Origin of the sequence: Providencia sp. JUb39 (genome assembly GCF_012272845.1) — a bacterium.
GTDB classification, from domain to species: Bacteria; Pseudomonadota; Gammaproteobacteria; order Enterobacterales; family Enterobacteriaceae; genus Providencia; species Providencia lanzhouensis.
In genome coordinates this window covers 783,151-805,571 of the sequence record NZ_JAAWXD020000001.1, presented here as the reverse complement: position 1 = coordinate 805,571, position 22,421 = coordinate 783,151, and the positions used below count along the sequence as shown (strand labels likewise).

Genomic DNA, 22,421 nt, shown 5'->3' with positions numbered 1-22,421 from the left:
TTAGAGCGTTAATCAACAATTATTTATCGCCTAAAAGAACTGAATCCAGTGCGATCTCAATCATTTCATTGAACGTGGTTTGACGCTCTTCTGAAGTTGTTTGTTCGCCAGTTTTGATGTGATCAGAAACGGTACAAATAGTCAGTGCACGAGCACCAAACTCAGCAGCCACACCGTAGATACCAGCAGCTTCCATTTCCACGCCGAGGATGCCGTATTTTTCCATCACTTTAAACATGTCTGGATCTGGAGAATAGAACAGATCCGCAGAGAACAGGTTACCAACACGAACGTTTACGTTACGCGCTTTTGCCGCTTCAACTGCGTTATGCACTAAGTCATAATCTGCAATGGCTGCAAAGTCATGATCTTTGAAACGCTGACGGTTCACTTTAGAGTCTGTACATGCGCCCATACCGATAACCACGTCACGCAGTTTCACATCATCCATGACTGCGCCACATGAACCAACACGGATCAGCGTTTTAACGCCAAAATCAGTGATCAACTCTTTTGCATAGATGGAGCATGAAGGAATACCCATTCCATGACCCATAACGGAAATTTTACGACCTTTATAAGTCCCTGTGAAACCTAACATACCGCGTACGTTATTTACTTGGCGAGCATCTTGAAGGAAAGTTTCTGCAATGTACTTCGCGCGCAGTGGGTCACCCGGCATCAGTACGACGTCTGCGAAATCACCCATTTCTGCATTAATATGTGGAGTAGCCATTCGTATTCCCTTTTAATCATTAAAATTGTGCACAATAAATAAGGCAGTTTCCTGCCTTATTTTCAAATCACCCTGTCGCAAGCTTAAAACATCGGCTTACCGTATTCCATTGGTGATAAATCAAAATAATTCGCGACTGTCTGGCCAATATCCGCGAACGTTTCACGGTGACCTAAAGAACCTGGCTTAACTTTTGGTCCGTACACCAGCACTGGGATGTGTTCACGAGTGTGGTCTGTACCTGGCCAAGTTGGGTCACAACCATGGTCAGCGGTTAAGATCAGAATGTCGTCTTCTTTAACCAGTTTCAGCATTTCAGGTAAGCGGCTATCGAATAACTCTAATGCAGCGGCATAACCGGCAACATCACGACGGTGACCATATGCTGAGTCAAAATCCACGAAGTTAGTGAAAACGATGGTGTCGTCACCTGCGATTTTCATCTCTTCTAAGGTTGCGTCAAACAGCGCATTAATACCTGTTGCTTTGATTTTTTTGGTGATACCAACGTGTGCGTAGATATCGGCAATTTTACCGATAGATACCACTTCACCTTGTTTTTCTTCCACTAATTTTTGCAGTACGGTTGGCGCTGGCGGCTCTACCGCTAAGTCATGACGGTTACCCGTACGCTCAAAGTGCCCCGCTTTGTCACCAACAAATGGGCGCGCAATGACACGACCGATGTTGTAACCACCTTTGGTTAATTCTTCACGGGCAATTTCGCACAGCTCATACAGTTTGTCTAAGCCGTAAGTCTCTTCATGGCACGCGATTTGGAATACAGAGTCCGCAGAGGTATAGAAAATTGGTTTGCCCGTTTTCATATGCTCTTCACCCAGTTGGTCCAGAATGACCGTACCCGATGAATGGCAGTTACCTAAGTAACCCGGTAAGTTAGCTTTTTCTACCAGTGTATCCAGCAATTCTTGTGGGAAGCTGTTTTCGTGTTTTTCGAAATAGCCCCAATCGAACAGAACAGGAACGCCCGCAATTTCCCAGTGGCCAGACGGCGTGTCTTTACCTGAAGATAACTCGCTCGCGTAACCATATGCACCGATAATTTCTGCATTTGGATCCAGACCCGCAGGGAATTTTCCGCTTGATTCTTCTCCTGCTTTTCCTAAACCTAATTTTGTTAAGTTAGGCAGGTGTAATGGACCTTTACGACCTTTGTCTGCTTCCCCGCGAGCACAAGCGTCTGCGATATGACCCAGTGTGTTCGAACCTTCGTCGCCGAATTTGTGGGCATCACCTGCAGCGCCGATCCCGAAGGAATCCAGTACCATGATAAATGTGCGTTTCATATTTATTCTCCTGCGATACAGCTTATCTGTTCATCGCGTCATCTAACCCACACCCTTCAGTGAAAGATGCGGATATCGGTTTATTCACTAATTTGACGATAGACCATTGGTGTCGCTTCTGGGGCTTTATCCCCAATAATCATAGCAGCGCGAACTTCTTTCGCTGCATCTTCCCATGATTTTTCGCTATTGGCATGAATGATCGCAAGTGGGGTTTGGGTATCAACTTTGCTACCTAATGCTGCGATATCACTTAAACCAACGCTGTAATCGATAGGATCTGAAGCTTTACGACGACCACCCCCTAACGTTACCACAGACATACCCAGTGCTCGTGTGTCCATTTGTGTGATAATGCCCGCTTGAGGTGCGTAGACGGCTTTACTGAGGACGGCAGTTGGCAGATATTTGCTGTAATTCTCAACAAAATCTTTCGGTCCTTTTTGTGCAGCTACCATACGCCCAAACACTTCAGCCGCTTTACCGTTATCCAGCACGGCTTGTAATTTCTGACGCGCATCGTCACGATCCGACGCCAACTTACCTGACACTAGCATTTCCACACACAACGCCATGGTGACTTCGAACAAACGTGGGTTACGGTATTCACCCGTCAAGAACTGCACGGCCTCGCGGACTTCAACGGCATTACCGGCGCTAGATGCCAGTACCTCGTTCATGTCAGTTAATAATGCGGTGGTATTACAACCTGCGCCATTGGCGACTTGCACGATAGATTCAGCCAGTTGCTCTGATTTTTCGTAGGTTGGCATAAATGCACCAGAACCCACTTTAACGTCCATCACTAACGCATCTAACCCTTCGGCTAATTTTTTACCTAAGATAGACGCGGTGATAAGCGGAATAGAATCCACAGTCGCCGTGATATCGCGAGTCGCATAGAAACGCTTGTCAGCAGGCGCTAATGAGTTGGTTTGACCAATAATCGCCACGCCGACATTTTTGATAATGTCGCGGAAACGCTCATCGTCAGGGAAAATATCAAACCCAGAAATAGCTTCGAGCTTATCAAGTGTTCCACCGGTGTGACCTAAGCCGCGACCAGAAATCATCGGAACATAACCACCACATGCAGCGACCATTGGGCCTAACATTAATGAAGTCACGTCACCCACGCCACCGGTGGAGTGTTTATCCACGAGTGGGCCATTAAGATTCAGTGATTTCCAATTTAATACGGTACCTGAGTCACGCATTGCTAGCGTTAGAGCCACACGCTCAGGGGTTGTCATATCATTGAAATAGATGGTCATTGCTAGAGCTGCAATCTGACCTTCAGAAACCGTGTTATCACGCACACCATTAATGAAGAAGCGGATCTCTTCCTCGCTTAATGGTTTGCCGTCACGTTTTTTACGAATAATTTCTTGAGCGAGAAACACAATAGGCTCCTTAATTCACATCGAATTCTTCGGCTAAATAGTCACGGCTGTTGCCCAAGACAGATTGGGCAACAGTCTAATGTCACTAATAATTGCGATTATTAATAGCTGCTGGAGGATTTTTTAACGTCAAATCCCAGCGTATTTAATAAATTCGCTAATAAGCTAGATGCACCAAAACGGAAATGGCGAGCATCAGCCCAGTTATCGCCTAAGATTTTGCTTGCTAAGGCTAAATATTGTGCTGCTTCTTCAGCGGTACGAACGCCGCCTGCAGGTTTGAAACCAACACTTTTCGCAACGCCCATATCATGAATGACTTGCATCATGATTTCTGCGCTTTCTAAAGTGGCATTCACAGGCACTTTACCTGTAGATGTCTTAATAAAATCAGCACCTGCATTAATTGAAATTTCAGACGCTTTACGGATTAAAGCGGCATCTTTTAGTTCGCCAGTTTCAATGATCACTTTCAGTAATACATTTGCAGCCGCACAAACATCTTTACATGCTTTCACTAAATCGAAACCGATTTTTTCATTACCAGCCATCAGTGCACGGTATGGGAATACAACGTCAACTTCATCCGCACCATAAGCAATGGCAGCTTTAGTTTCTGCTAAAGCAATCTCAATATCATCATTACCATGTGGGAAGTTGGTGACGGTTGCAATGCGGATATCTGGCGTTCCTTGCTCACGCAAAGTTTTACGTGCAATAGGAATAAAACGAGGATAAATACAGATAGCAGCGGTGTGACCTGCTGGGCTTTTTGCCTGATGACATAAGGCGATCACTTTTGCGTCAGTGTCGTCGTCATTTAACGTGGTTAAATCCATCAGGGTCAGTGCGCGTTGCGCTGCTGCTTTTAAATCAGTCATATAACTCTCCAACGATGTTAATTCTTTCAGAACGATACGTTCTTTGTTGGCGAGCGGGCTTGTTCCATAAAGATGCTAGTTAGGTTTTCCAAACTCAGCAGCTGAGATCCATCTCACCGCACGATGCCCTAGAGCCAGTTGACTCTATGAACTATCAGTTCCGTGGCAACTTACTGTTACCTATTTGACCACGTAACTGGGGTATTTTATGCGCTACAAATCACATTTATCGACTGAACGTTACATTATTAAATATATATTCGTGAACGATATCACAATTCCATAGATAATTGCTCACTCTTTGTCAGCCATTATACAGGCTGCAGCCTTCTCGTCTTAAATTGATTACGTTAAGAATAGTTGAAAAAGTAAGAGTTACGATAAAAACCAGAAAAAGAATATCGCAGAAGAAAATGACAGCGGAAAGACAAATCGCCTTTCCGCTACAAACAGGGGGATTACATTGCGGTCATTGCAGCTAATGTTAAGAAGAAGCCAGCAATCGTTGCACTCATTAAGTTAGAGAGTGTACCCGCCATAACAGCTTTCATACCTAAACGAGCCACATCACTACGGCGATTTGGTGCCATTCCACCTAAGCCGCCCAGCAAAATTGCCACAGAAGATAAGTTCGCAAAACCACACAGTGCGAAGGAAATAATCGCTTTAGTGTGGTCAGACAGAACTTGTTTGCCCGCCGCAATCACATCCGCATCTGCTTTCATATATTCACCGAAGTTCATGAAAGCAACGAATTCGTTTACAACCACTTTTTGCCCGATGAAAGAACCGGCAATTGTCGCTTCGCTCCACGGCACACCAATCAGGTATGCGATTGGGGCAAATACCCAACCTAGTAATAATTCGAGGGATAATTGCGGATAGTCAAACCAGCCACCCACGCCACTTAAAATACCGTTAATTAATGCAATTAATGCGATGAACGCCAGTAACATTGCCCCCACGTTCAGAGCCAGTTGCATACCGGATGCTGCACCAGATGCGGCTGCATCGATGATGTTCGCTGGGCGATCTTCTTCTGCCACTAAATCTTTAGCATCCACATTATCTTTAGCAACTTCAGTTTCAGGAACCATTAACTTAGCAAACAGTAATCCACCTGGTGCCGCCATGAAGGATGCCGCAATCAGATATTCCATTGGAACACCCATTTGCGCATAACCCGCTAATACTGAACCCGCTACAGACGCTAAACCACCACACATGATGGCAAACAGCTCAGAGTTAGTCATGGTAGAAATATAGGGACGAACAACCAGAGGCGCTTCAGTTTGACCGACGAAAATATTCGCGGTTGCAGACAGTGATTCGGTTCTTGACGTTCCCAGTACTTTTTGCAGACCACCACCTAGAATTTTGATGACCAGTTGCATGATGCCGAGATAATACAGGACTGCAATCAGAGATGAGAAGAAGACGATGATAGGCAATACACGGAAAGCAAAGATAAAGCCGCCGCCGCCAAACAATTCAAACATTTTGTCGGAAACTAGACCACCAAAGATGAAGCTCATCCCATCTTGACCGTAACCGATAACTTTAGAAACACCGTCGGACATGCCTTGTAAAACGCTACGTCCCGCTGGGGAGTAAAGAACGAATGCGCCGATAGCGACTTGGATTAAAAAAGCACCGCCGACTGTACGAAGTCTAATTGCGCGACGATTGCTGGAGAAGAGAACGGCTATCGCAATAAGCACCGCCATCCCAACAATACTCAAAATGAGTTGCATGGAAGTATCCCTGTTCACTTAATTCTAGGTTAATGTATAAAGAAACTCGCAAGATTCCACGAATCTTAGTTCGATGATTATAACCAGTCATCATTAATAACCCCCAACATTCATCACAAATCCAAAGTGCAATAAGTAACATAAATTCAAATATTGTGACGAAAATCACAATAGAAGATCAGTTTAGTCTGGAAAGGCACTAATGTGATAGTCGAAGAGGTAAAAAGCTGAATGGATTTACTCGGATAAATACATAAAATACTTAAGAAATAATTATTAATTAACTAATTATAGTCTAAATTAGATTAAATAACGTCCGGCTATTGTTGTAAAGTTGTTGTGCTATTTCATCCGGAGATTCGTGGCGCAGCTCACACAAAGATTGAAATACCCATTGAATACGCTCAGGCCGATTAGGCTCACCTTGAAAACCGGATACAGGCATATCCGGTGCATCAGTTTCAAACACAAGACAACTTAGCGGGAGTTGAGCCATCACTTGGCGAGTTTTATTCGCGCGCTCATAAGTGATTGTCCCTCCTACGCCAATGTAATACCCCAGTTTCACAAAACTCTCGGCTTGAGAAAGGCTGCCAGCAAAACCATGCACTACACCACGTGCGGGGACTTCGTAGCGACGTAACATCGCAACCAATTGGTCATGGGTTTTTCGTGAATGCAAAATAACGGGTAAATCAAACTGCTTAGCTAGCTTCAACTGGCGCTGAAGCAATATTTGCTGCCTTTCAAATTGAGGATCTTCCATATAGAGATCAAGCCCAATCTCTCCTACCGCCACGCACTTCTGGCTTTTACGCATCAGAAAATCCGTCAGTTTTTCAAAATGGGATTCTTGAAACTGACTTAAATATAGAGGATGAAATCCCATTGCTGCATGGAGTTGAGAATACTCATGCGCTAAATTCCAGATGCGTTGAAAGTTATCCTGACTAACCGCAGGAATAATAATATCCGTAATTCCACCTTGCTTCGCGGTTTCTAGGCTTTCTGTAAGTGCCTCACTGAACGGGGGAAAATCAAAATGACAGTGGGTGTCAATAAATCGAATATTATCACTCATGAGCAGGATTGCCTTGCAGGGCGCTAGCACTTGCTGCCTCAACTGTTTTTCCTGCTAATAAAGACTCTCGCTGATCTTCCATATGCATCAACTCTAATGAATTCGTATTCTTAGAAAATCGACCGAAATCAGCATCATTACTCGCAAACTGTTGAGCTAATGCCGCAATAAAGTAACGCCCACAGCGTCGTCCGACATGGTAATCTTGGTTTAAGGCACTAATTTTACTGCCTAAAGCACTGCTTTTCAGTGGTGTCGGTGGGTATATTTCAAAAATCTGCACGCCATCGGGTGGATTTTCGATAAATTCCTGGGTTTTTCGATAACTCTTCAAGTGAACTTTTAACATGGCCGCCATGCGTTGCAGCGCCGAATTATCACCTTCAAGCCAGCGTGTCATTCGTTTTACCCATTCAGGAGTAAAGTACATTTGAGAAGGTACAGTGCGGATCACAACTATCGTATCAGCCCCACGACGATAAGCTTCCTCGACAGGGATCGCTGCGCTTATTCCTCCATCGTGGTATCGCACGCCGCTAAACTCTACGCCAGTTCGATAAAATCCTGGAATGGCGCTAGAGGCACGAATGATATCCAACCAAGAATCCGCATCAGGCTGTAAAAATGCAGCTGAAAAATCATCGCTACGACTGGCTCCCATATAGAATTCACGACCAGAATCTAATAATTCAAGCCCTGCATCCATATTAAGTGGAAACTCTTTCGCCGTCGTTTCAATCAACCAATCAAGGTCAATTAAGTTTCCTCCACGAATAAATCTCAGCGGGTTAAAAAAATTAAGGTTTGTGGTATAGCGAGTAATAACTCGGCGGGCATATCCGGCTTGACCACAAATATAAGCGGATAAATTTTGGGCGCCCGCAGACGTCCCTATCATCAAATCAAAAGGGTTAAAGTTTTCTATCAGAAATTCATCCAATACACCGGCCGTAAAAATACCACGCTGACCGCCACCTTCGCAGATAAGGGCAGTTTTTCTTCCGTTAATTTCATCAGAAAACGCGAGTGGCTCAATCGTGCCTAAAGTGACTGGAACATGCTTTCCCATAGTAACCCTTTCTCTATATTGACGTGTATTTAATCAATCCCATTATAAATATGATTAAATTAAATGATTTTCATTAAACCGCTTTTCTCAGGGAGAGCAAATAGTAAAATGAGCTTTCGGCTGAAAGCCCATTTAAAAGAAATTACTTGTTCGTCAGAACTAAACCATTCTGTACTGATTTTACCCCTTTCGCGGTCGATGCAATCTGTACAACTTGATTTATCTGCTCGCTAGATTTGAGAAAACCAGAGAGGTAAACTACACCTTGAACAGTTTTCACCGACACACTATTACTTGGGAGCCCACTGGTACTTAAGAGTTTGCTTTTAATATCCGCAGTAATGGACGAATCATCAATATAGGTATCGGTGCTTTTCACACCACTAGAGATGGCATTACCTGTATCTTTTCCTGCCATTTCAACAGTTTTAGCTGCGCTGTCCCAAGTTTCTGAAGCTTGTTTTTTCAAGGCGCTATCAGATGATGAACTACAAGCAAAAAGTGCCCAGCTCAATCCAATGACACCTAAAGAACGTAAAACGGCGATCTTTTTCATTGGAACTTTCCTCTTGGTATGATTAATAAACTAACAATGTCATAGCCTAAGTAAAAAACAGGTAAAAATAAAGTCAAATAACTCATCTTCCAGAGTATGACTCAAGGTAATTTTCAGTTTTGAGATAATTAATCTTAATTAGATGATTTGAATAAGAAATTAAAAATAATTGTCTAATATCTATCGATGAGAAAAATAGAAAAAGGGTGCCTGTATCACCTAACCCACAATCAGAGAGAAATGTGGGGGATCGCTCCCCCACCAGACTACTCAACGCACAACAGAGTAGCTTGAACCATTGTGTTTCCACTCACTATGTTAACCGAACAAAGTCGGTCCCGCAGCAGCAGTGAAAGGCACAACACCGTGGCGCACACGGTCATTAGCCCGATAAGAGCAAACTTGGTCATTCCTCTTGACTCCTGTACAAAAAGGAGACAGAATCCAATTGTCGTGTTGGAGACTGCCTCGAGTTACTGTTAATGGAACTCGGGGCTTTCGTCTTTTTGGTCTCACAACTTGTTGTCTGCTTGAACCAAAATGATCCAAGCACCCACCGCCATCATAGCAGTATGCTCATCGCGAAAAAATATCGATTCAATTAACTAACTATATGATATTAAATTCATTTTTAATGATTATCATCATTAATGGCTATTTATTATAGCTAATCGATAGGCAATGGGATTTTTGAAGAGTTATCTGACTTGAAAAAGGGTGCCTGTATCACCTAACACGCAATCAGAGAGAAATGTGGGGGATCGCTCCCCCACCAGACTACTCAACGCATAACAGAGTAGCTTGAACCATTGTGTTTCCACTGACTACATTAACCGAACAAAGTCGGTCCCGCAGCAGCAGTGAAAGGCACAATACCGTGGCGCACACGGTCATTAGCCCGATAAGAGCAAACTTGGTCATTCCTCTTGACTCCTGTATAAAAAGGAGACAGAATCCAATTGTCTAGGTTGGAGACTGCCTCGAGTTACTGTTAATGGAACTCGGGGCTTTCGTCTTTTTGGTCTCACAACTTGTTGTCTGCTTGAACCAAAATGATCCAAGCACCCACTGCCATCATAGCAGCATGCTCATCGCGAAAAAATATTGATTCGATTAGTTATGACATTGAAAATATTAATAATTAATAGAATAAATAACAAAAATGGCCAACTCAGTTGACCATTTCGATATAAACGCACTAATTAGAGATAATGATTAGTGTTCGCGCGTTTTGCGGAATCTCACTTCAGGATAACGTTCACTGGTTAAGTTCAAATTAACCATTGTCGGTGCAATATACGATAAGTTATCACCACCATCTAAGGCTAAGTTTTGCTCATTTTTGCGCTTAAATTCTTCGAACTTCTTCACATCATCGCACTCAACCCAGCGAGCAGTAGAGACGTTAACCGCTTCATAAATCGCTTCAACGTTATATTCGCTCTTCAAGCGAGAAACTACCACGTCGAACTGGAGCACCCCTACCGCGCCCACAATCAAATCATTATTGATTAATGGACGGAAAACCTGCACAGCCCCCTCTTCGGATAACTGCACCAAACCTTTCAGTAGCTGCTTCTGCTTCAGCGGATCACGCAGACGAATACGACGGAATAATTCAGGTGCAAAGTTCGGGATCCCTGTAAATTTCAGCTCTTCACCTTGTGTAAAAGTATCCCCAATTTGGATAGTTCCGTGGTTATGCAGACCGATGATATCCCCTGCATAAGCATTCTCAACTTGAGAACGGTCACCCGCCATAAAGGTCAGTGCATCAGAAATCACCACGTCTTTCTTAATGCGAACTTGGCGCAGTTTCATCCCTTTTTCATAGGTACCCGAGACGATACGCATAAACGCAACACGGTCACGGTGTTTTGGATCCATATTCGCCTGAATTTTGAATACAAACCCAGTGAATTTTTCTTCTGTGGCTTCCACTTCACGCACATCAGTTTTACGTGCCTGAGGTGCAGGAGCCCACTCAACGAGACCATCAAGCATATGATCCACACCGAAGTTACCTAAGGCTGTACCAAAAAATACCGGGGTCAGTTCGCCCGCTAAGAACGCATCGTGGTCAAACTCATGGGAAGCCCCTTGAACTAACTCCAGCTCTTCGCGAAGCTGAGAAGCTAATTCATCACCAACAGCCGCGTCTAATTCAGGGTTATTTAACCCTTTAACGATGCGAACTTCTTGAATTGTGTGACCTTGACCTGTTTGGTACAAAATGGTTTCGTCACGCAGTAAGTGGTAAACACCTTTGAATAATTTACCGCAGCCAATCGGCCATGTGATTGGGCAACAAGCAATTTTCAGCTCATTTTCCACTTCATCTAACAGCTCCATTGGGTCGCGAATATCACGGTCCAATTTGTTCATAAAGGTCAGAATTGGCGTATCGCGCAGACGAGTAACTTCCATCAGCTTACGAGTACGATCCTCAACCCCTTTACCGGAGTCGATGACCATTAAGCAGCAGTCAACGGCGGTTAATGTACGATAAGTATCTTCCGAGAAGTCTTCGTGTCCTGGGGTATCTAATAGGTTCACTAAACAATCATTATAGGGAAATTGCATCACAGAGGTGGTGATTGAGATACCACGCTGCTTTTCCATTTCCATCCAGTCTGATTTGGCATGCTGGTTAGAACCGCGACCTTTTACTGTTCCCGCGCGTTGAATTGCGTGTCCGAAAAGTAATACTTTTTCAGTGATCGTGGTTTTACCTGCATCGGGGTGAGAAATGATAGCAAACGTTCTACGGGTGCTAACTTCATGGAGAAAATTCTGATCTGTCATTTAACCGTTCTTTTCGTCTATATCCAGATTTGTATGGGCATCAGGAAGAGGCTCGAGGTGGCTCTAAGCGCAGCAAATCCGTATTGTTAATCGTAATTGGCGGTTATTTTCGCAGATCTTGGGGTTATAAACAATCAGAGCCTGAAATGTTAGGCGCTCCACCCACTGGATGGAGCCCAACAAACTTACACCGACACAGCCACTAACTGAGTAATTTCCAGCCCCAATTCTTGTGTGCTGGCATTTCCGCCCATATCGCGAGTCAAGTGACGACGCTCGCGAATAGCCGTTTCAACCGCTGACATGATCGTATCGTGCATTTCTTGACAACCGAGATGCTGCATCATCATCGCTGCCGCCCAGATAGTCCCAATTGGGTTGGCAATATTTTTCCCAGCAATATCTGGCGCAGAACCGTGTACCGGTTCAAACATCGATGGAAACTGTTTTTCAGGGTTGATATTCGCTGACGGTGCAATGGCAATCGTCCCCGTACACGCAGGACCAAGATCCGACAAAATATCCCCAAATAAATTTGATCCCACAATCACATCATAAAATTCCGGCATTCTCACTAAGTTAGCCGCAAAAATATCAATGTGGAATTGATCGACTTTCACATCTGGATACTGTTTTGCCATTTCAGCCACACGGCTATCCCAATACGGCATGGAGTGGAATAATCCATTGGATTTCGTGGCTGAACTTACATGTTTTTTATCCCGAGAACGGGCAAGTTCGAAAGCATATTTTAAAATTCTGTCAGTCCCTTTGCGGGTAAAAATACTTTGCTGGGACACCATTTCATCTTCCGTCCCTTCATACTGAATCCCGCCAATTGCAGAATATTCGCCCTCTACGTTTTCACGCACTACATAAAAATCAATATCGCCCGGTTTTTTATCCGCCAGCGGGCATTTAATCCCTTCAAATAAACGAACGGGACGCAAATTCACATATTGATTAAATGCACGGCGGATTGGTAGTAACAAACCCCATAAGGAAATGTGGTCAGGAACCCCCGGAAACCCAACGGCACCGAGGAAAATAGCATCAAATTTTTTCAGTTGCTCTAAACCATCTTCTGGCATCATGCGACCAGTACGATGATAGGTTTCACACGACCAATCAAAGTGTGTAAAGTTAAGCTTTACACCGTGCTTCTGTGCTGCTGCCTCTAAAACACGTAATCCTTCAGGGATCACTTCCGTTCCAATTCCATCACCCGGAATGACTGCTATATTGAATTGTGCCATTTTCAACGCCCTTATTATTATCTATGCATGTCCTCCAGTTTATGGCTTGCTGTGATAAAGTATAGGCATGAACTGTAATCCCTAGGTTTACAAACTATGAACAAGCTACCTTTGCTTGAAGATATCCGTGTATTTGTCACCGCCGCCCGATTGATGAGCTTCTCTCAAGCGGCAGAACAACTATTGGTATCTCCAGCCTATATATCGAAACGCATTAAATTACTGGAAGAAAACTTAGGGCAAACGCTGTTTTTCCGTAATGCTCGCGCCATTCAATTGACGCCGGAAGGGAAAATTGTTCTGTGTAGTAGTGAGCGGTTGCTGGAAGAATTAGAACGTATGCAGGGAGAATTACAAGCTTGCCGCGAGGAGATCAGCGGAGAGCTGCGCATCAGTTGCAGTACAGGCTTTGGTAGCACCTATCTGAATCCCTTTATTCTGGCATTACGTGCTGATTACCCGCTTTTAGGTATTGATCTGACGTTAACGGACCGTTCTGTCGATATCATCAGTGAGAACATCGATCTTGATATCTGCATTGGCGGCACCATTTCGGATCAATTTATTGCACGCCGGTTAGCCCGCAATAGCCGAGTACTTTGTGCCTCACCTGCGTATATTCAAAAATATGGACAGCCTTCTTTGCCCCAAGAGCTAGAGCAGAAACATTTGTGCATTGCCATCAAAGAGCGCAATCAAGCTCCCGCAATCTGGAAACTAGAGTACCAACAAGAAAGCATGACCATCACACCGAATAGTAAATTAATGGTCAATAATGGCGAAGTCGCTAAACAATGGTGCCTCAGCGGTGAAGGGATTTTATTACGTTCACTTTGGAGTGTACTTCCTGAACTTCAGTCAGGAAAATTAGTGCGCGTTCTACCACAATGGCATCAAGGTGCTGACGTTTTTGCCGTCTATTCACGTAGTTTACGTAATAGTGCTAGTCTTAGAGTTTTCATTGAAAATCTTGAAAAGTATCTCGCCACCCATTTACCACCCATCTTTGGGGATGAATATAACCAATTGGATGCCCATTAATGACCGAACCAGAGACTTTTAAAGAGCGCTTACTCAAGCTATTAAAACAGAAAAAAATGAGCCAGTTAAAAGTTGGGGAGCAGCTTGGCGTTTCCCGTACTGCCGTCAATAAGTGGACAAAAGGCGGCATGATTGACGAAGATAACCTCAATAAGCTGGCTGATTTACTCAATGTCGATAAGATTTGGCTCAAGTATGGTGAATATACGCAATCCCAACATTCGCTATCTGGAGTAGGCGGTACGCGCAATATCAACGAAGTACATTTACAAGAATCGGCGGAGATCGTCACTTGGGAATGGGATTTATTGACTGGCGAACTGAATTATTCCGATAACGTTGAAGCGGTATATGGCATAAAAATCACCACCAACGAAGATTTCTGGGCATTAATGGATCCGGCATCCAAAGATAAGCTGGTCAATGGTTACTCCAAAATTATTAAAGAAGGCGGTGCCCATGAAATGGATTTTAAAATCAACTGGGAAGGTGACTACCGCTGGATAACATCCAGAGCCGCGGGCGTTAAAGGACCTAACGGCAAAGTCACAAAATTAGTTGGGATCAGCTTGGATAATACTGAGCGCAAAAACAATGAGTTACGCCTACGAAAAATCAAATGCTACTTTGATGTGTTACTGACACACTTCCAACATTTGGTTGCCTTTACCGACAAAGCCGGAGAAATCCTCGCCAGCAATCTTAAAAGCCAATCAACAGATATTGATTATTTAGCCTTACAGCGCCTTCTCTATCAGTTAACCATTAATCATAAAACGTGGCTCGACGATGTTATCCAAACAGGCCGTGGGCAAATTGTGTTTCAGGACAAGCAGATCACCGCCTACCATCATCTTAATGATGAGCATCAATCCTTCTTAATGTTTGAATTAAAACCGTCATAAATAACAGCAAAAACCCCAGTGATTAAGCTGGGGTTCACGGCTATAAACCTAAGAAATCGTGATTATAAATCTAAAACCAGCCGTTTGCCCTTCGCTCGAGACACACACAGCATCATGGTTTTTTGCTCCGCTTTCTCATCATCGTCAAGATACAAATCACGATGGTCAGCTTCCCCTTCCAAAATTGCCGTCTCACAGGTTCCACACACGCCATTACGGCACATACACTCCACCTTTATGCGCTTATCTGCTTCGATAACCTGCAAAATGGATTGATCTTTCGCAACCTGTAAACTGAATCCGGAACGCTGAAAATGTACTTCAAACGAATTCCCTTCGCTCGCCACTTCCCCAAAATTTTCAAAATGTACTTGCGCGCTGCCTAGATGCTGATTGCCCTGTTCAATGACTTCATTAATCAGCCTTTCAGGGCCGCAGACATATACATGGCTATTTTTAGGTTGGGATTGAATTAATGTGGTTACGGACATCCGTTGGCCTTGGGATTTATCATAAGTGAATAAACGAGCACCAATACGCACCTGCAATTCCTCAACAAACCCCGCCGTCGCTTTATCACTGAACCCGTAATGAAGTTCAAAATTCATTCCTGAATGCTCAAGCTCATACAAGTAGGATAAAAATGGCGTGATCCCAATCCCTCCTGCGATCAAAATATGTTTACTGCTCTGCGCTTGCGCTAATGCGAAAAAATTTTGCGCAGGGGATAAATAGAGTGCATCCCCCTGCGCAATGTTATCGTGCATGAAAACAGAGCCCCCTTTCGAGTTCTGGTCACGCAAAACAGAGATACAGTAACGATCGCACTGCTGAGGGTCACTTATTAATGAATAAGCACGTTGTAGCCCAGCTTGTTCATCCATGTGAACCGTGACATGGCTCCCCGCGCTAAACGGGCTAAGTTGTCCTTCTTGCGCCACGAATTCGAACATTTTAATGGTTGGGCTGACCTGTTCAATTCGGCTAACATTCACCGCTATTTTTTGTTGGCTCATCACAGTTCCTTTTTCCGTTACGCGATATCAAGGCACAAATATTTGATGCTTAAATAATCATCGATACCATAATGGGAGCCTTCTTTACCTAGCCCCGACTGCTTAACCCCACCAAACGGAGCCACTTCATTTGAAATCAAACCGGTATTGATCCCAACCATTCCGCTTTGCAGCTTTTCAGCCACTCGGTAAATACGGTTTACATCGCAAGAAAAGAAATAAGCGGCTAAACCATAAATGGTGTTATTGGCACGGCTGAGAACTTCATCTTCATCACTAAATCGAATCAATGTAGCAATAGGGCCAAAGATCTCTTCGTGGACGATATCCATTGAATCATCGACATCCACCAGCACTTTCGGATTGATAAAGTGGCCGTGCTCCTCAATTTCAGAACCTAATGTCACTCGACGGGCGCCTTTAGCGATGGCATCCTCAAGCAGTTGGTTCATACCATCAATTGCCTTAATGGTGATCATCGGTCCAATATCCACACCAGCATCCACGCCATTACCGACTTTCAATTTGGCTACTTGTGCCACAAACTTTCGTTCAAATTCATCAAAAATGGCATCATGAAGATAAAAACGATTAACACAAACACAGGTTTGCCCCCCATTACGGAATTTGGCTTGAATGGCGCTAGTGACCGCTTTATCAATATCCGCATCCTCGAAAACAATAAATGGTGCGTTTCCACCTAATTCAAGCGATGTTTTCTTGATAGTCGATGCACATTGCTCCGCTAATACACGCCCCACTTGGGTGGAACCCGTAAAAGAAAACTTACTGATCAGCGCATGTTTGGTCAGCCTTTCCCCCAAAATACGTGATTCTCCAGTGACCACGTTAAAAATACCCGCTGGGATCCCCGCTTCATCGGCAAGTTGAGCCAATGCCAATGCGGTAAATGGCGTTTCGGTGGCTGGCTTGATGATGATACTGCACCCTGCTGCAAGTGCGGGTGCCGCTTTACGAGTGATCATCGCCGCAGGGAAATTCCATGGCGTAATCGCACTGCACACGCCAATAGGTTGCTTAATCGTAGAAAGGCGATTAGTTCCAACGGTTTGTGGGATAGTTTCCCCATAAACACGCTTACCTTCTTCTGCAAACCACTCAATAAAAGAGGCGGCATAACGAATTTCGCCTTTTGCTTCATGTAGTGGCTTGCCTTGCTCAAGGGTCATCAGCAACCCAAGATCATCAATATTCGCCTCAATCAACTCAAACCAACGGCGCAAAATAATTGAGCGCGCTTTCGCGGTTAATTGACTCCATCCCACCATCGCGGCATGGGCTTGTTCAATGGCTTCATCAACCTGCGCTGCTGTTAGGCTGGGAATGGTGCCCAGCACCGTTTGAGAGGCCGGATTTGTCACGGGAATTGTTTTCTCCGTTTCCACCCAGCGACCATTGATATAGCAGGCTTGGCGAAATAGCACGGCATGTTTTAACCTGTTCATCGTCACGTCTCCCATCCCTTGCGATTATTCCGTATGAGCGCCAGCCACAATTTTGTGGAAATGGGCAACACCGTGCTCACTGATCCCACTGCGTTGTCTATCGGCCATAATGCGTCCTTGACCACGATATCCACGGGAACGCAGACCTTTTTGTACACTTTCCACCAAACGTAAATCTTCAGGGCGGAATACCGTGCGGTACCATTCCACTAAATTTTTCTGATATTCAGTCAGTTCTTCATTCAGGAAATAGATATCGTAATGCTGCAATGTCTCGCCCGCATTCACAGGGAATTCATAAATCACCGTCATAAAATCGCCGCCAGGAGGCATATTGAACATGGTGCTTGGCCAAATCCAAAAACCAAAGAAGCGCGGGTCTAATACTGACTCATCGAACTGATAAGAAGATTCAGATGGCTTGGCTTTGCCGATTTGTACCGTCCAATTATCTTTAAGCAAATGCTCATACACATTCACATCCACCGAACTGGCAAAGCTAACGTGGTTAGTCGGGCAGTGATAGCATTCAATGTAGTTATCAACGATGGTTTTCCAATTAGCTGGGGTATGGCTAACAAAGCGCGCTGCTAATTTCAGGTCATTGATAACCGCGCACGCTTCTTCCATTTTGTCTGCTAAACCAGGTAGCTGCTCTTCAATTGGCTGAGGTTCACCTTCCGTCAGGTTTATATAGATAAAACCTGCGTGCTCAGTCACATGGAAAGGACTTAATGACATAGCATCCGCTTCAAAGTTGTTCACGTTTTCACAGTTGGTTGCATGCGCCAACTGCCCATCCAACTTGAATGCCCAAGCATGGTAAGGGCAGGTAATCACATTTTTCATTTTCCCGCCATCACCACTAATTAATTGATGACCACGGTGTGGGCAAACATTGTAGAAGCCGCGCAGAATATCATCACGACCACGAACAATCACAAGACTTTCACCAATTAGTTGGCGTGTAATATAGGAATTTTTTTCTTTTACCTCACTCACATGACCAACACAAACCCATGAATTAGCAAAAATTTTTTCTTTTTCAAAATCAAAAATGTCTTCAGATGTGTAATAACGTGCAGGGATAGTCCATGCATTATCTATATCAAGGTGATCATTAATCGAAATGACTTTAGCTGCATTGCTCATAATTGCCCTCTCTTTTTGTAAACTTATAGTTAACATATTTTGATCGGATGTTAACGAAGATCGCAATAATGATCAAACAAAATCTCATCAGGCTTTATAAATAAAATTATTTATTATAAAATTCAATAAATTAAAAAATAAACACACAACCACAATGTTAATGCCTAGTTAATTATTTGTTGACTATGCAATCTTTGCATGGCTATTCTTTGTAAACCCAAAGTAAGCATCACCTGCAAAATAACGACTCAATAAAAGAGATAATAAAGAAGTGAGCAACTGGAGAAGAGGTATGATGAATCATAAAAGGTCTGTATTTTACGTATCCCTCGCTTTTAGCCTGATCCTCATCAGCTTAGGGGCTTTCATTCCCGATAAACTGGAAACATTTTCACACTCTGCCCTGAGCTTTATCTATAACAACTTAGGTTGGTTTATCCTTGGTGCCGTGTTTATTTTTTTTAGTTTTTGTATGTACCTTGGATTTTCGAAATTTGGCCATATTCGCTTAGGCGATGATAATGACAAGCCGGAATACAACACTGCCACTTGGGTTGGAATGCTGTTTAGCGCATCCATAGGGATCAGCTTAGTATTCTGGGGAGTCGCAGAACCCGTTTCTTACTACATCAGCCCACCAATGGGACCTGGAATGACAGAGCAATCCGCAAAAACAGCGATGCAATATGTCTATCTACATTGGGGTGTTTCAGCTTGGGCGTGTTATGCCTTAGTCGGGGTTTCTTTAGCCTTTTTCCAATTCAGAAAAAAATTACCATCCTCATTAAGTTCCGTGTTTTATCCATTAATTGGCGATCGTATCAAAGGATCAATTGGAAAATGGGTGGATGTACTGGTCGTGTTATCCATTGTGATTGGTATCGCCACATCCCTCGGATTTGGTACGCTACAAGTCAACAGCGGAATGCATTATCTGTGGGATTTGCCTGTTAGTATTTATATTCAAATCGCGATTATTGCCGTTGTGACTGTGATTTATATCGCTTCTACCATTTCAGGATTGCAGGGCGCCATCAAGCATCTTTCTAACCTCAACATGTTGCTTGCCTTCGCATTAATGGGGTTTATCCTGTTTGCCGGTCCAACACAAACTATCTTGAAAGTACTGTTCCAAGGTATCGGGGATTACATGCAAAATTTCGTCAGCATGTCATTTCGTACTGAGCCTTATAATGATGGTTCTTGGATTGCTAACTGGACACTGTTTTACTTCGGCTGGTGGATTGCATGGGCGCCATTAGTGGGTAGCTTCGTGGCGCGTATTTCCAAAGGTCGTACAATCAAAGAATTTATGATTGGTGCCGTATTTATTCCGGTATTAGGTTCATTTGCTTGGTTTGCGGTGATGGGCGGCTCAGCCATCCATATTATCCAAAATCTCGGTGAAGTGGCCTTGGCGGATGCTGTCAAAACCGATGTCACGTCTGCACTGTTTAAATTCTTAGATTATTTCCCTGCTCCGACTCTGATCAGTATTTTAGCTATGGTCTTGGTGATGGTGTTCTTTATTACGTCAGCAAACTCAGCGGTATTCGTCTTAGGTATGGTCAGTGAAAATGGTAACCCAAATCCAAGTCATGTGACCAAAACTATCTGGGGAGTAGTAATTGCAGCAATTGCTATCGTGCTTATCATGACCGGAGGGCTAACGGGTTTGCAGTCCGCACTTGTCGCCACAGCAATTCCACTTTCGGTATTAATGTTGATTATGTGCTACTCAACCTATAAAGGTTTGAATGAAGAAGTCAAAGCCACGGCCAAAGTAAAAAGGAGCCTGAGAGAAAAAGTAGGGCGCCTTAGAAAACCTATCTTCACGGAAACAGAAAAATCGTAAATTATAGGTTCATTAAGACATAAAAAACCACGGTGGCAGCTGACTTTATGGGGTCACTTCAGGCTACCGTGGTTTTTCTTTAGAAAAATGTATTACGCTTTTTGGCTAAACATGTCTTCGCTGAACAAGGTTAATGCCAGTACTAACGCATCTTCTCGACCCGTTTTCGTCGGATAATAGTCTTTACGTACTGTCGCCTGTTGAAAACCAAGTTTATCATACAGATGAATGGCTGAAGCGTTAGACTCTCTCACTTCCAACCACAGCGTTGAAATCCCTCGATTAACAAGATCGTGAATTAATCTTTCTAATAACATTCGTCCATAGCCATGTCCTTGAAAATCAGGGTGAATGGCAATATTGAACAGCGTAGCTTCATCTAATACATACTGAGTTATTGCATACCCAACAATTTGATTATTAACTAATATTTTTAGATTATGGTACTTTTCACCTTGATTGCCATAAAAAACTCGCTCAGTCCATGGAAAATCATGACTTAGCTTTTCAATTAAGAAGGCTGTCGCGAGATCAGATTGCTTGAGTGTTGAAATTTTCATCATATTGATAAATTTGTTTCCATAGTGCCTGTTTAGCATTGCTGCTTGCTATCAGTTCAGACAAAACAGGAGAAAGAAATGTGACTTTTGAACCTTCGGGATGAATGCCATCCCCTATCACCCAACAAGGTATTGTTATTGGTGTTGGAATGAGTTTGAGCTGATCGGAATTAATGCACACAACGTCAATCTCATCGATCTTCATTGTGAGAAAAATATCTTTTAACAGCTGGCTGTTTAAATCAAGGTTCTCATCAGTGATAATAATAAGCTTAGTCGACTCAGGAATGCGTACACCACGTTCACCACGTAACACAGTCGGATTTCTCACCATCCATTGAGTGATCCCCATTTGTTCTAAAAGTCTGTCACGTCGTGTCATTGCTTTACCCAGTCGTTAGTTAACAACCACATCTTATCAAAGGGGATTAATAGCGCCAACAGAGCAATGCTATTTATCTTTTTTCTGGTAAGGTAGTCCGCGTGGTTATATTCATTTTAGGAGATAGACAGAATATGTCATTACTGACACCCGCCAGCGAAGTTATTCAACGCCATTTAGAGCACTTTATCGATCGTCATGTTCTTTTGGCAGGCGATATTCAGGATGAACTGGGTGCAATTTTAGAAGCCGCCAGTGTGCGCGTGCTCACTAACCAGTACCATCGCTGGAAAAACTTACAGCCGGCATTGGGTGAAAATGTTCTGTTTGCTTCAACAGCAACCGCGGAATTTGTTCAACCTTGCGATACCTTAATTTACTTTTGGTCTAAGAACAAACAAGAAGCGGCATTCCAACTTGATGATTTATGTACCCATCTTGCTGCTGGCAGCCAAATTTTTATCGTCGGCGAAAACCGCAGTGGCGTAAAAAGTGCCGAAGCGATAATGGAAGGGATTGCGACACTGCAAAAAATTGATTCCGCACGCCGCTGTGGGCTCTATTATGGTGAATTAGAGCAACCAACCGAATTTGATATTAAGCGCTGGTGGCGTAACTATCAGGTTGATAATGTGAAAATTCATGCACTTCCAGGTGTATTCAGCCATAACGAGTTAGATATCGGCAGTGATTTACTGCTCTCCACATTGACTGAGCCAATGAGTGGTAATGTGCTTGATCTGGCTTGCGGTAACGGCGTACTCGCCGCGGTTATCGGCTCACAAAATCCAGATGTCACCTTAACCCTGAGTGATGTCAGCGCATCCGCGATTGATTCAGCTACAGCAACATTAGCGGCCAACAACCTGACCGGAAAAGTGATCCCAAGCGACGTCTATTCCGATCTTGATGATAAATTTGATTGGATCATTTCTAACCCGCCGTTCCATGATGGGATCAACACCAGTTATAACGCGGTAGAAACGCTTATTTTCCAAGCCCCTAAATACCTGAAAAAAGGTGGGCGCTTACGGATCGTGGCGAATGCATTTTTACCTTATCCTGACTTACTGGATAAAGCGTTTGGCGGTCATGTGGTTCTGGCTAAGACAGGTAAATTCAAAGTTTACGAAGCCATTAAGCGCTAAAACGACGAAATTATCTCATTGTCGATTTTGTTTCTAACGGTCAACTTT

Annotated in this window: 21 protein-coding genes; 4 read left to right on the top strand and 17 right to left on the bottom strand. The window is 43.7% G+C overall.

Going from position 1 to position 22,421, the window contains the following annotated elements:
* Positions 1 to 19: 19 nt before the first annotated feature.
* From deoD to HFU86_RS03510, 12 genes are all read right to left on the bottom strand, one after another.
* The gene (gene deoD, locus HFU86_RS03565) at positions 20 to 736 is read right to left on the bottom strand and encodes a purine-nucleoside phosphorylase (RefSeq protein WP_132496127.1); all 717 of its coding nucleotides are present in this window, start codon (positions 734 to 736) and stop codon (positions 20 to 22) included.
* Between the two features lie 83 nt (positions 737 to 819).
* Positions 820 to 2,043 carry a phosphopentomutase gene (deoB, locus tag HFU86_RS03560; protein ID WP_132496126.1) on the bottom strand — a complete coding sequence of 408 codons (1,224 nt, stop codon included), beginning with the start codon at positions 2,041 to 2,043 and terminating at the stop codon, positions 820 to 822.
* Between the two features lie 80 nt (positions 2,044 to 2,123).
* On the bottom strand, positions 2,124 to 3,446 hold the full coding sequence (deoA, locus tag HFU86_RS03555) for a thymidine phosphorylase (RefSeq protein WP_187128734.1): 1,323 nt from the start codon (positions 3,444 to 3,446) through the stop codon (positions 2,124 to 2,126).
* A 101-nt stretch (positions 3,447 to 3,547) separates the two neighbouring features.
* Positions 3,548 to 4,327, bottom strand: coding sequence for a deoxyribose-phosphate aldolase (gene deoC / locus HFU86_RS03550; RefSeq protein ID WP_132496124.1), 780 nt, complete (start codon positions 4,325 to 4,327; stop codon positions 3,548 to 3,550).
* A 458-nt stretch (positions 4,328 to 4,785) separates the two neighbouring features.
* The gene (locus HFU86_RS03545; protein ID WP_154602796.1) at positions 4,786 to 6,081 is read right to left on the bottom strand and encodes a NupC/NupG family nucleoside CNT transporter; all 1,296 of its coding nucleotides are present in this window, start codon (positions 6,079 to 6,081) and stop codon (positions 4,786 to 4,788) included.
* A gap of 295 nt (positions 6,082 to 6,376) precedes the next feature.
* Complete coding sequence (locus HFU86_RS03540; RefSeq protein ID WP_108479207.1) at positions 6,377 to 7,162, bottom strand: TatD family hydrolase; 786 nt, start codon at positions 7,160 to 7,162, stop codon at positions 6,377 to 6,379.
* A complete protein-coding gene (locus HFU86_RS03535) occupies positions 7,155 to 8,231 on the bottom strand; it encodes a patatin-like phospholipase family protein (protein ID WP_132496123.1) in 1,077 nt (358 codons plus the stop codon). The genes HFU86_RS03540 and HFU86_RS03535 overlap by 8 nt, the downstream gene beginning before the upstream one ends.
* 142 nt (positions 8,232 to 8,373) lie before the next feature.
* Positions 8,374 to 8,787, bottom strand: coding sequence for a BON domain-containing protein (locus HFU86_RS03530; protein WP_132496122.1), 414 nt, complete (start codon positions 8,785 to 8,787; stop codon positions 8,374 to 8,376).
* A 266-nt stretch (positions 8,788 to 9,053) separates the two neighbouring features.
* The gene (locus HFU86_RS03525) at positions 9,054 to 9,197 is read right to left on the bottom strand and encodes a Hok/Gef family protein (protein WP_187128733.1); all 144 of its coding nucleotides are present in this window, start codon (positions 9,195 to 9,197) and stop codon (positions 9,054 to 9,056) included.
* Positions 9,198 to 9,564: 367 nt separating this feature from the next.
* Positions 9,565 to 9,708, bottom strand: coding sequence for a Hok/Gef family protein (locus tag HFU86_RS03520; protein ID WP_108479205.1), 144 nt, complete (start codon positions 9,706 to 9,708; stop codon positions 9,565 to 9,567).
* A gap of 294 nt (positions 9,709 to 10,002) precedes the next feature.
* A complete protein-coding gene (prfC, locus tag HFU86_RS03515; protein WP_036950211.1) occupies positions 10,003 to 11,592 on the bottom strand; it encodes a peptide chain release factor 3 in 1,590 nt (529 codons plus the stop codon).
* A gap of 185 nt (positions 11,593 to 11,777) precedes the next feature.
* Complete coding sequence (locus HFU86_RS03510) at positions 11,778 to 12,848, bottom strand: tartrate dehydrogenase (protein ID WP_187128732.1); 1,071 nt, start codon at positions 12,846 to 12,848, stop codon at positions 11,778 to 11,780.
* A gap of 96 nt (positions 12,849 to 12,944) precedes the next feature.
* Here HFU86_RS03510 and HFU86_RS03505 point away from each other — a divergent pair, with 96 nt between their 5' ends.
* On the top strand, positions 12,945 to 13,889 hold the full coding sequence (locus HFU86_RS03505; protein ID WP_132496120.1) for a LysR substrate-binding domain-containing protein: 945 nt from the start codon (positions 12,945 to 12,947) through the stop codon (positions 13,887 to 13,889).
* A complete protein-coding gene (locus tag HFU86_RS03500; protein WP_132496119.1) occupies positions 13,889 to 14,794 on the top strand; it encodes a helix-turn-helix domain-containing protein in 906 nt (301 codons plus the stop codon). The genes HFU86_RS03505 and HFU86_RS03500 overlap by 1 nt, the downstream gene beginning before the upstream one ends.
* Positions 14,795 to 14,856: 62 nt before the next feature.
* Here the strand turns inward: HFU86_RS03500 and HFU86_RS03495 are convergent, their stop codons facing one another.
* Genes HFU86_RS03495 through HFU86_RS03485 form a run of 3 tightly spaced genes read right to left on the bottom strand, consistent with a single transcriptional unit; the run spans position 14,857 to position 18,428 of the window.
* Complete coding sequence (locus HFU86_RS03495; RefSeq protein WP_187128731.1) at positions 14,857 to 15,810, bottom strand: PDR/VanB family oxidoreductase; 954 nt, start codon at positions 15,808 to 15,810, stop codon at positions 14,857 to 14,859.
* A gap of 17 nt (positions 15,811 to 15,827) precedes the next feature.
* Complete coding sequence (locus HFU86_RS03490) at positions 15,828 to 17,276, bottom strand: NAD-dependent succinate-semialdehyde dehydrogenase (protein ID WP_187128730.1); 1,449 nt, start codon at positions 17,274 to 17,276, stop codon at positions 15,828 to 15,830.
* 24 nt (positions 17,277 to 17,300) lie between these two features.
* A complete protein-coding gene (locus HFU86_RS03485; RefSeq protein ID WP_132496116.1) occupies positions 17,301 to 18,428 on the bottom strand; it encodes an aromatic ring-hydroxylating oxygenase subunit alpha in 1,128 nt (375 codons plus the stop codon).
* Between the two features lie 292 nt (positions 18,429 to 18,720).
* Between HFU86_RS03485 and HFU86_RS03480 the strand changes: the two genes are divergently transcribed.
* Complete coding sequence (locus tag HFU86_RS03480) at positions 18,721 to 20,283, top strand: BCCT family transporter (RefSeq protein WP_132496115.1); 1,563 nt, start codon at positions 18,721 to 18,723, stop codon at positions 20,281 to 20,283.
* A 92-nt stretch (positions 20,284 to 20,375) separates the two neighbouring features.
* Here the strand turns inward: HFU86_RS03480 and rimI are convergent, their stop codons facing one another.
* Together rimI and HFU86_RS03470 are read right to left on the bottom strand one after the other, a co-directional pair.
* Positions 20,376 to 20,846, bottom strand: a complete 471-nt coding sequence (gene rimI, locus HFU86_RS03475) for a ribosomal protein S18-alanine N-acetyltransferase (protein ID WP_187128729.1) — start codon at positions 20,844 to 20,846, stop codon at positions 20,376 to 20,378.
* On the bottom strand, positions 20,815 to 21,225 hold the full coding sequence (locus HFU86_RS03470; RefSeq protein WP_036950197.1) for a DNA polymerase III subunit psi: 411 nt from the start codon (positions 21,223 to 21,225) through the stop codon (positions 20,815 to 20,817). Before HFU86_RS03470 ends, rimI begins: the two co-directional genes overlap by 32 nt.
* Positions 21,226 to 21,359: 134 nt before the next feature.
* Between HFU86_RS03470 and rsmC the strand changes: the two genes are divergently transcribed.
* Entirely contained in the window at positions 21,360 to 22,373 is a 1,014-nt protein-coding gene (rsmC, locus tag HFU86_RS03465) for a 16S rRNA (guanine(1207)-N(2))-methyltransferase RsmC (RefSeq protein WP_187128728.1), read from the top strand.
* The last annotated feature ends 48 nt before the right edge of the window (positions 22,374 to 22,421 follow it).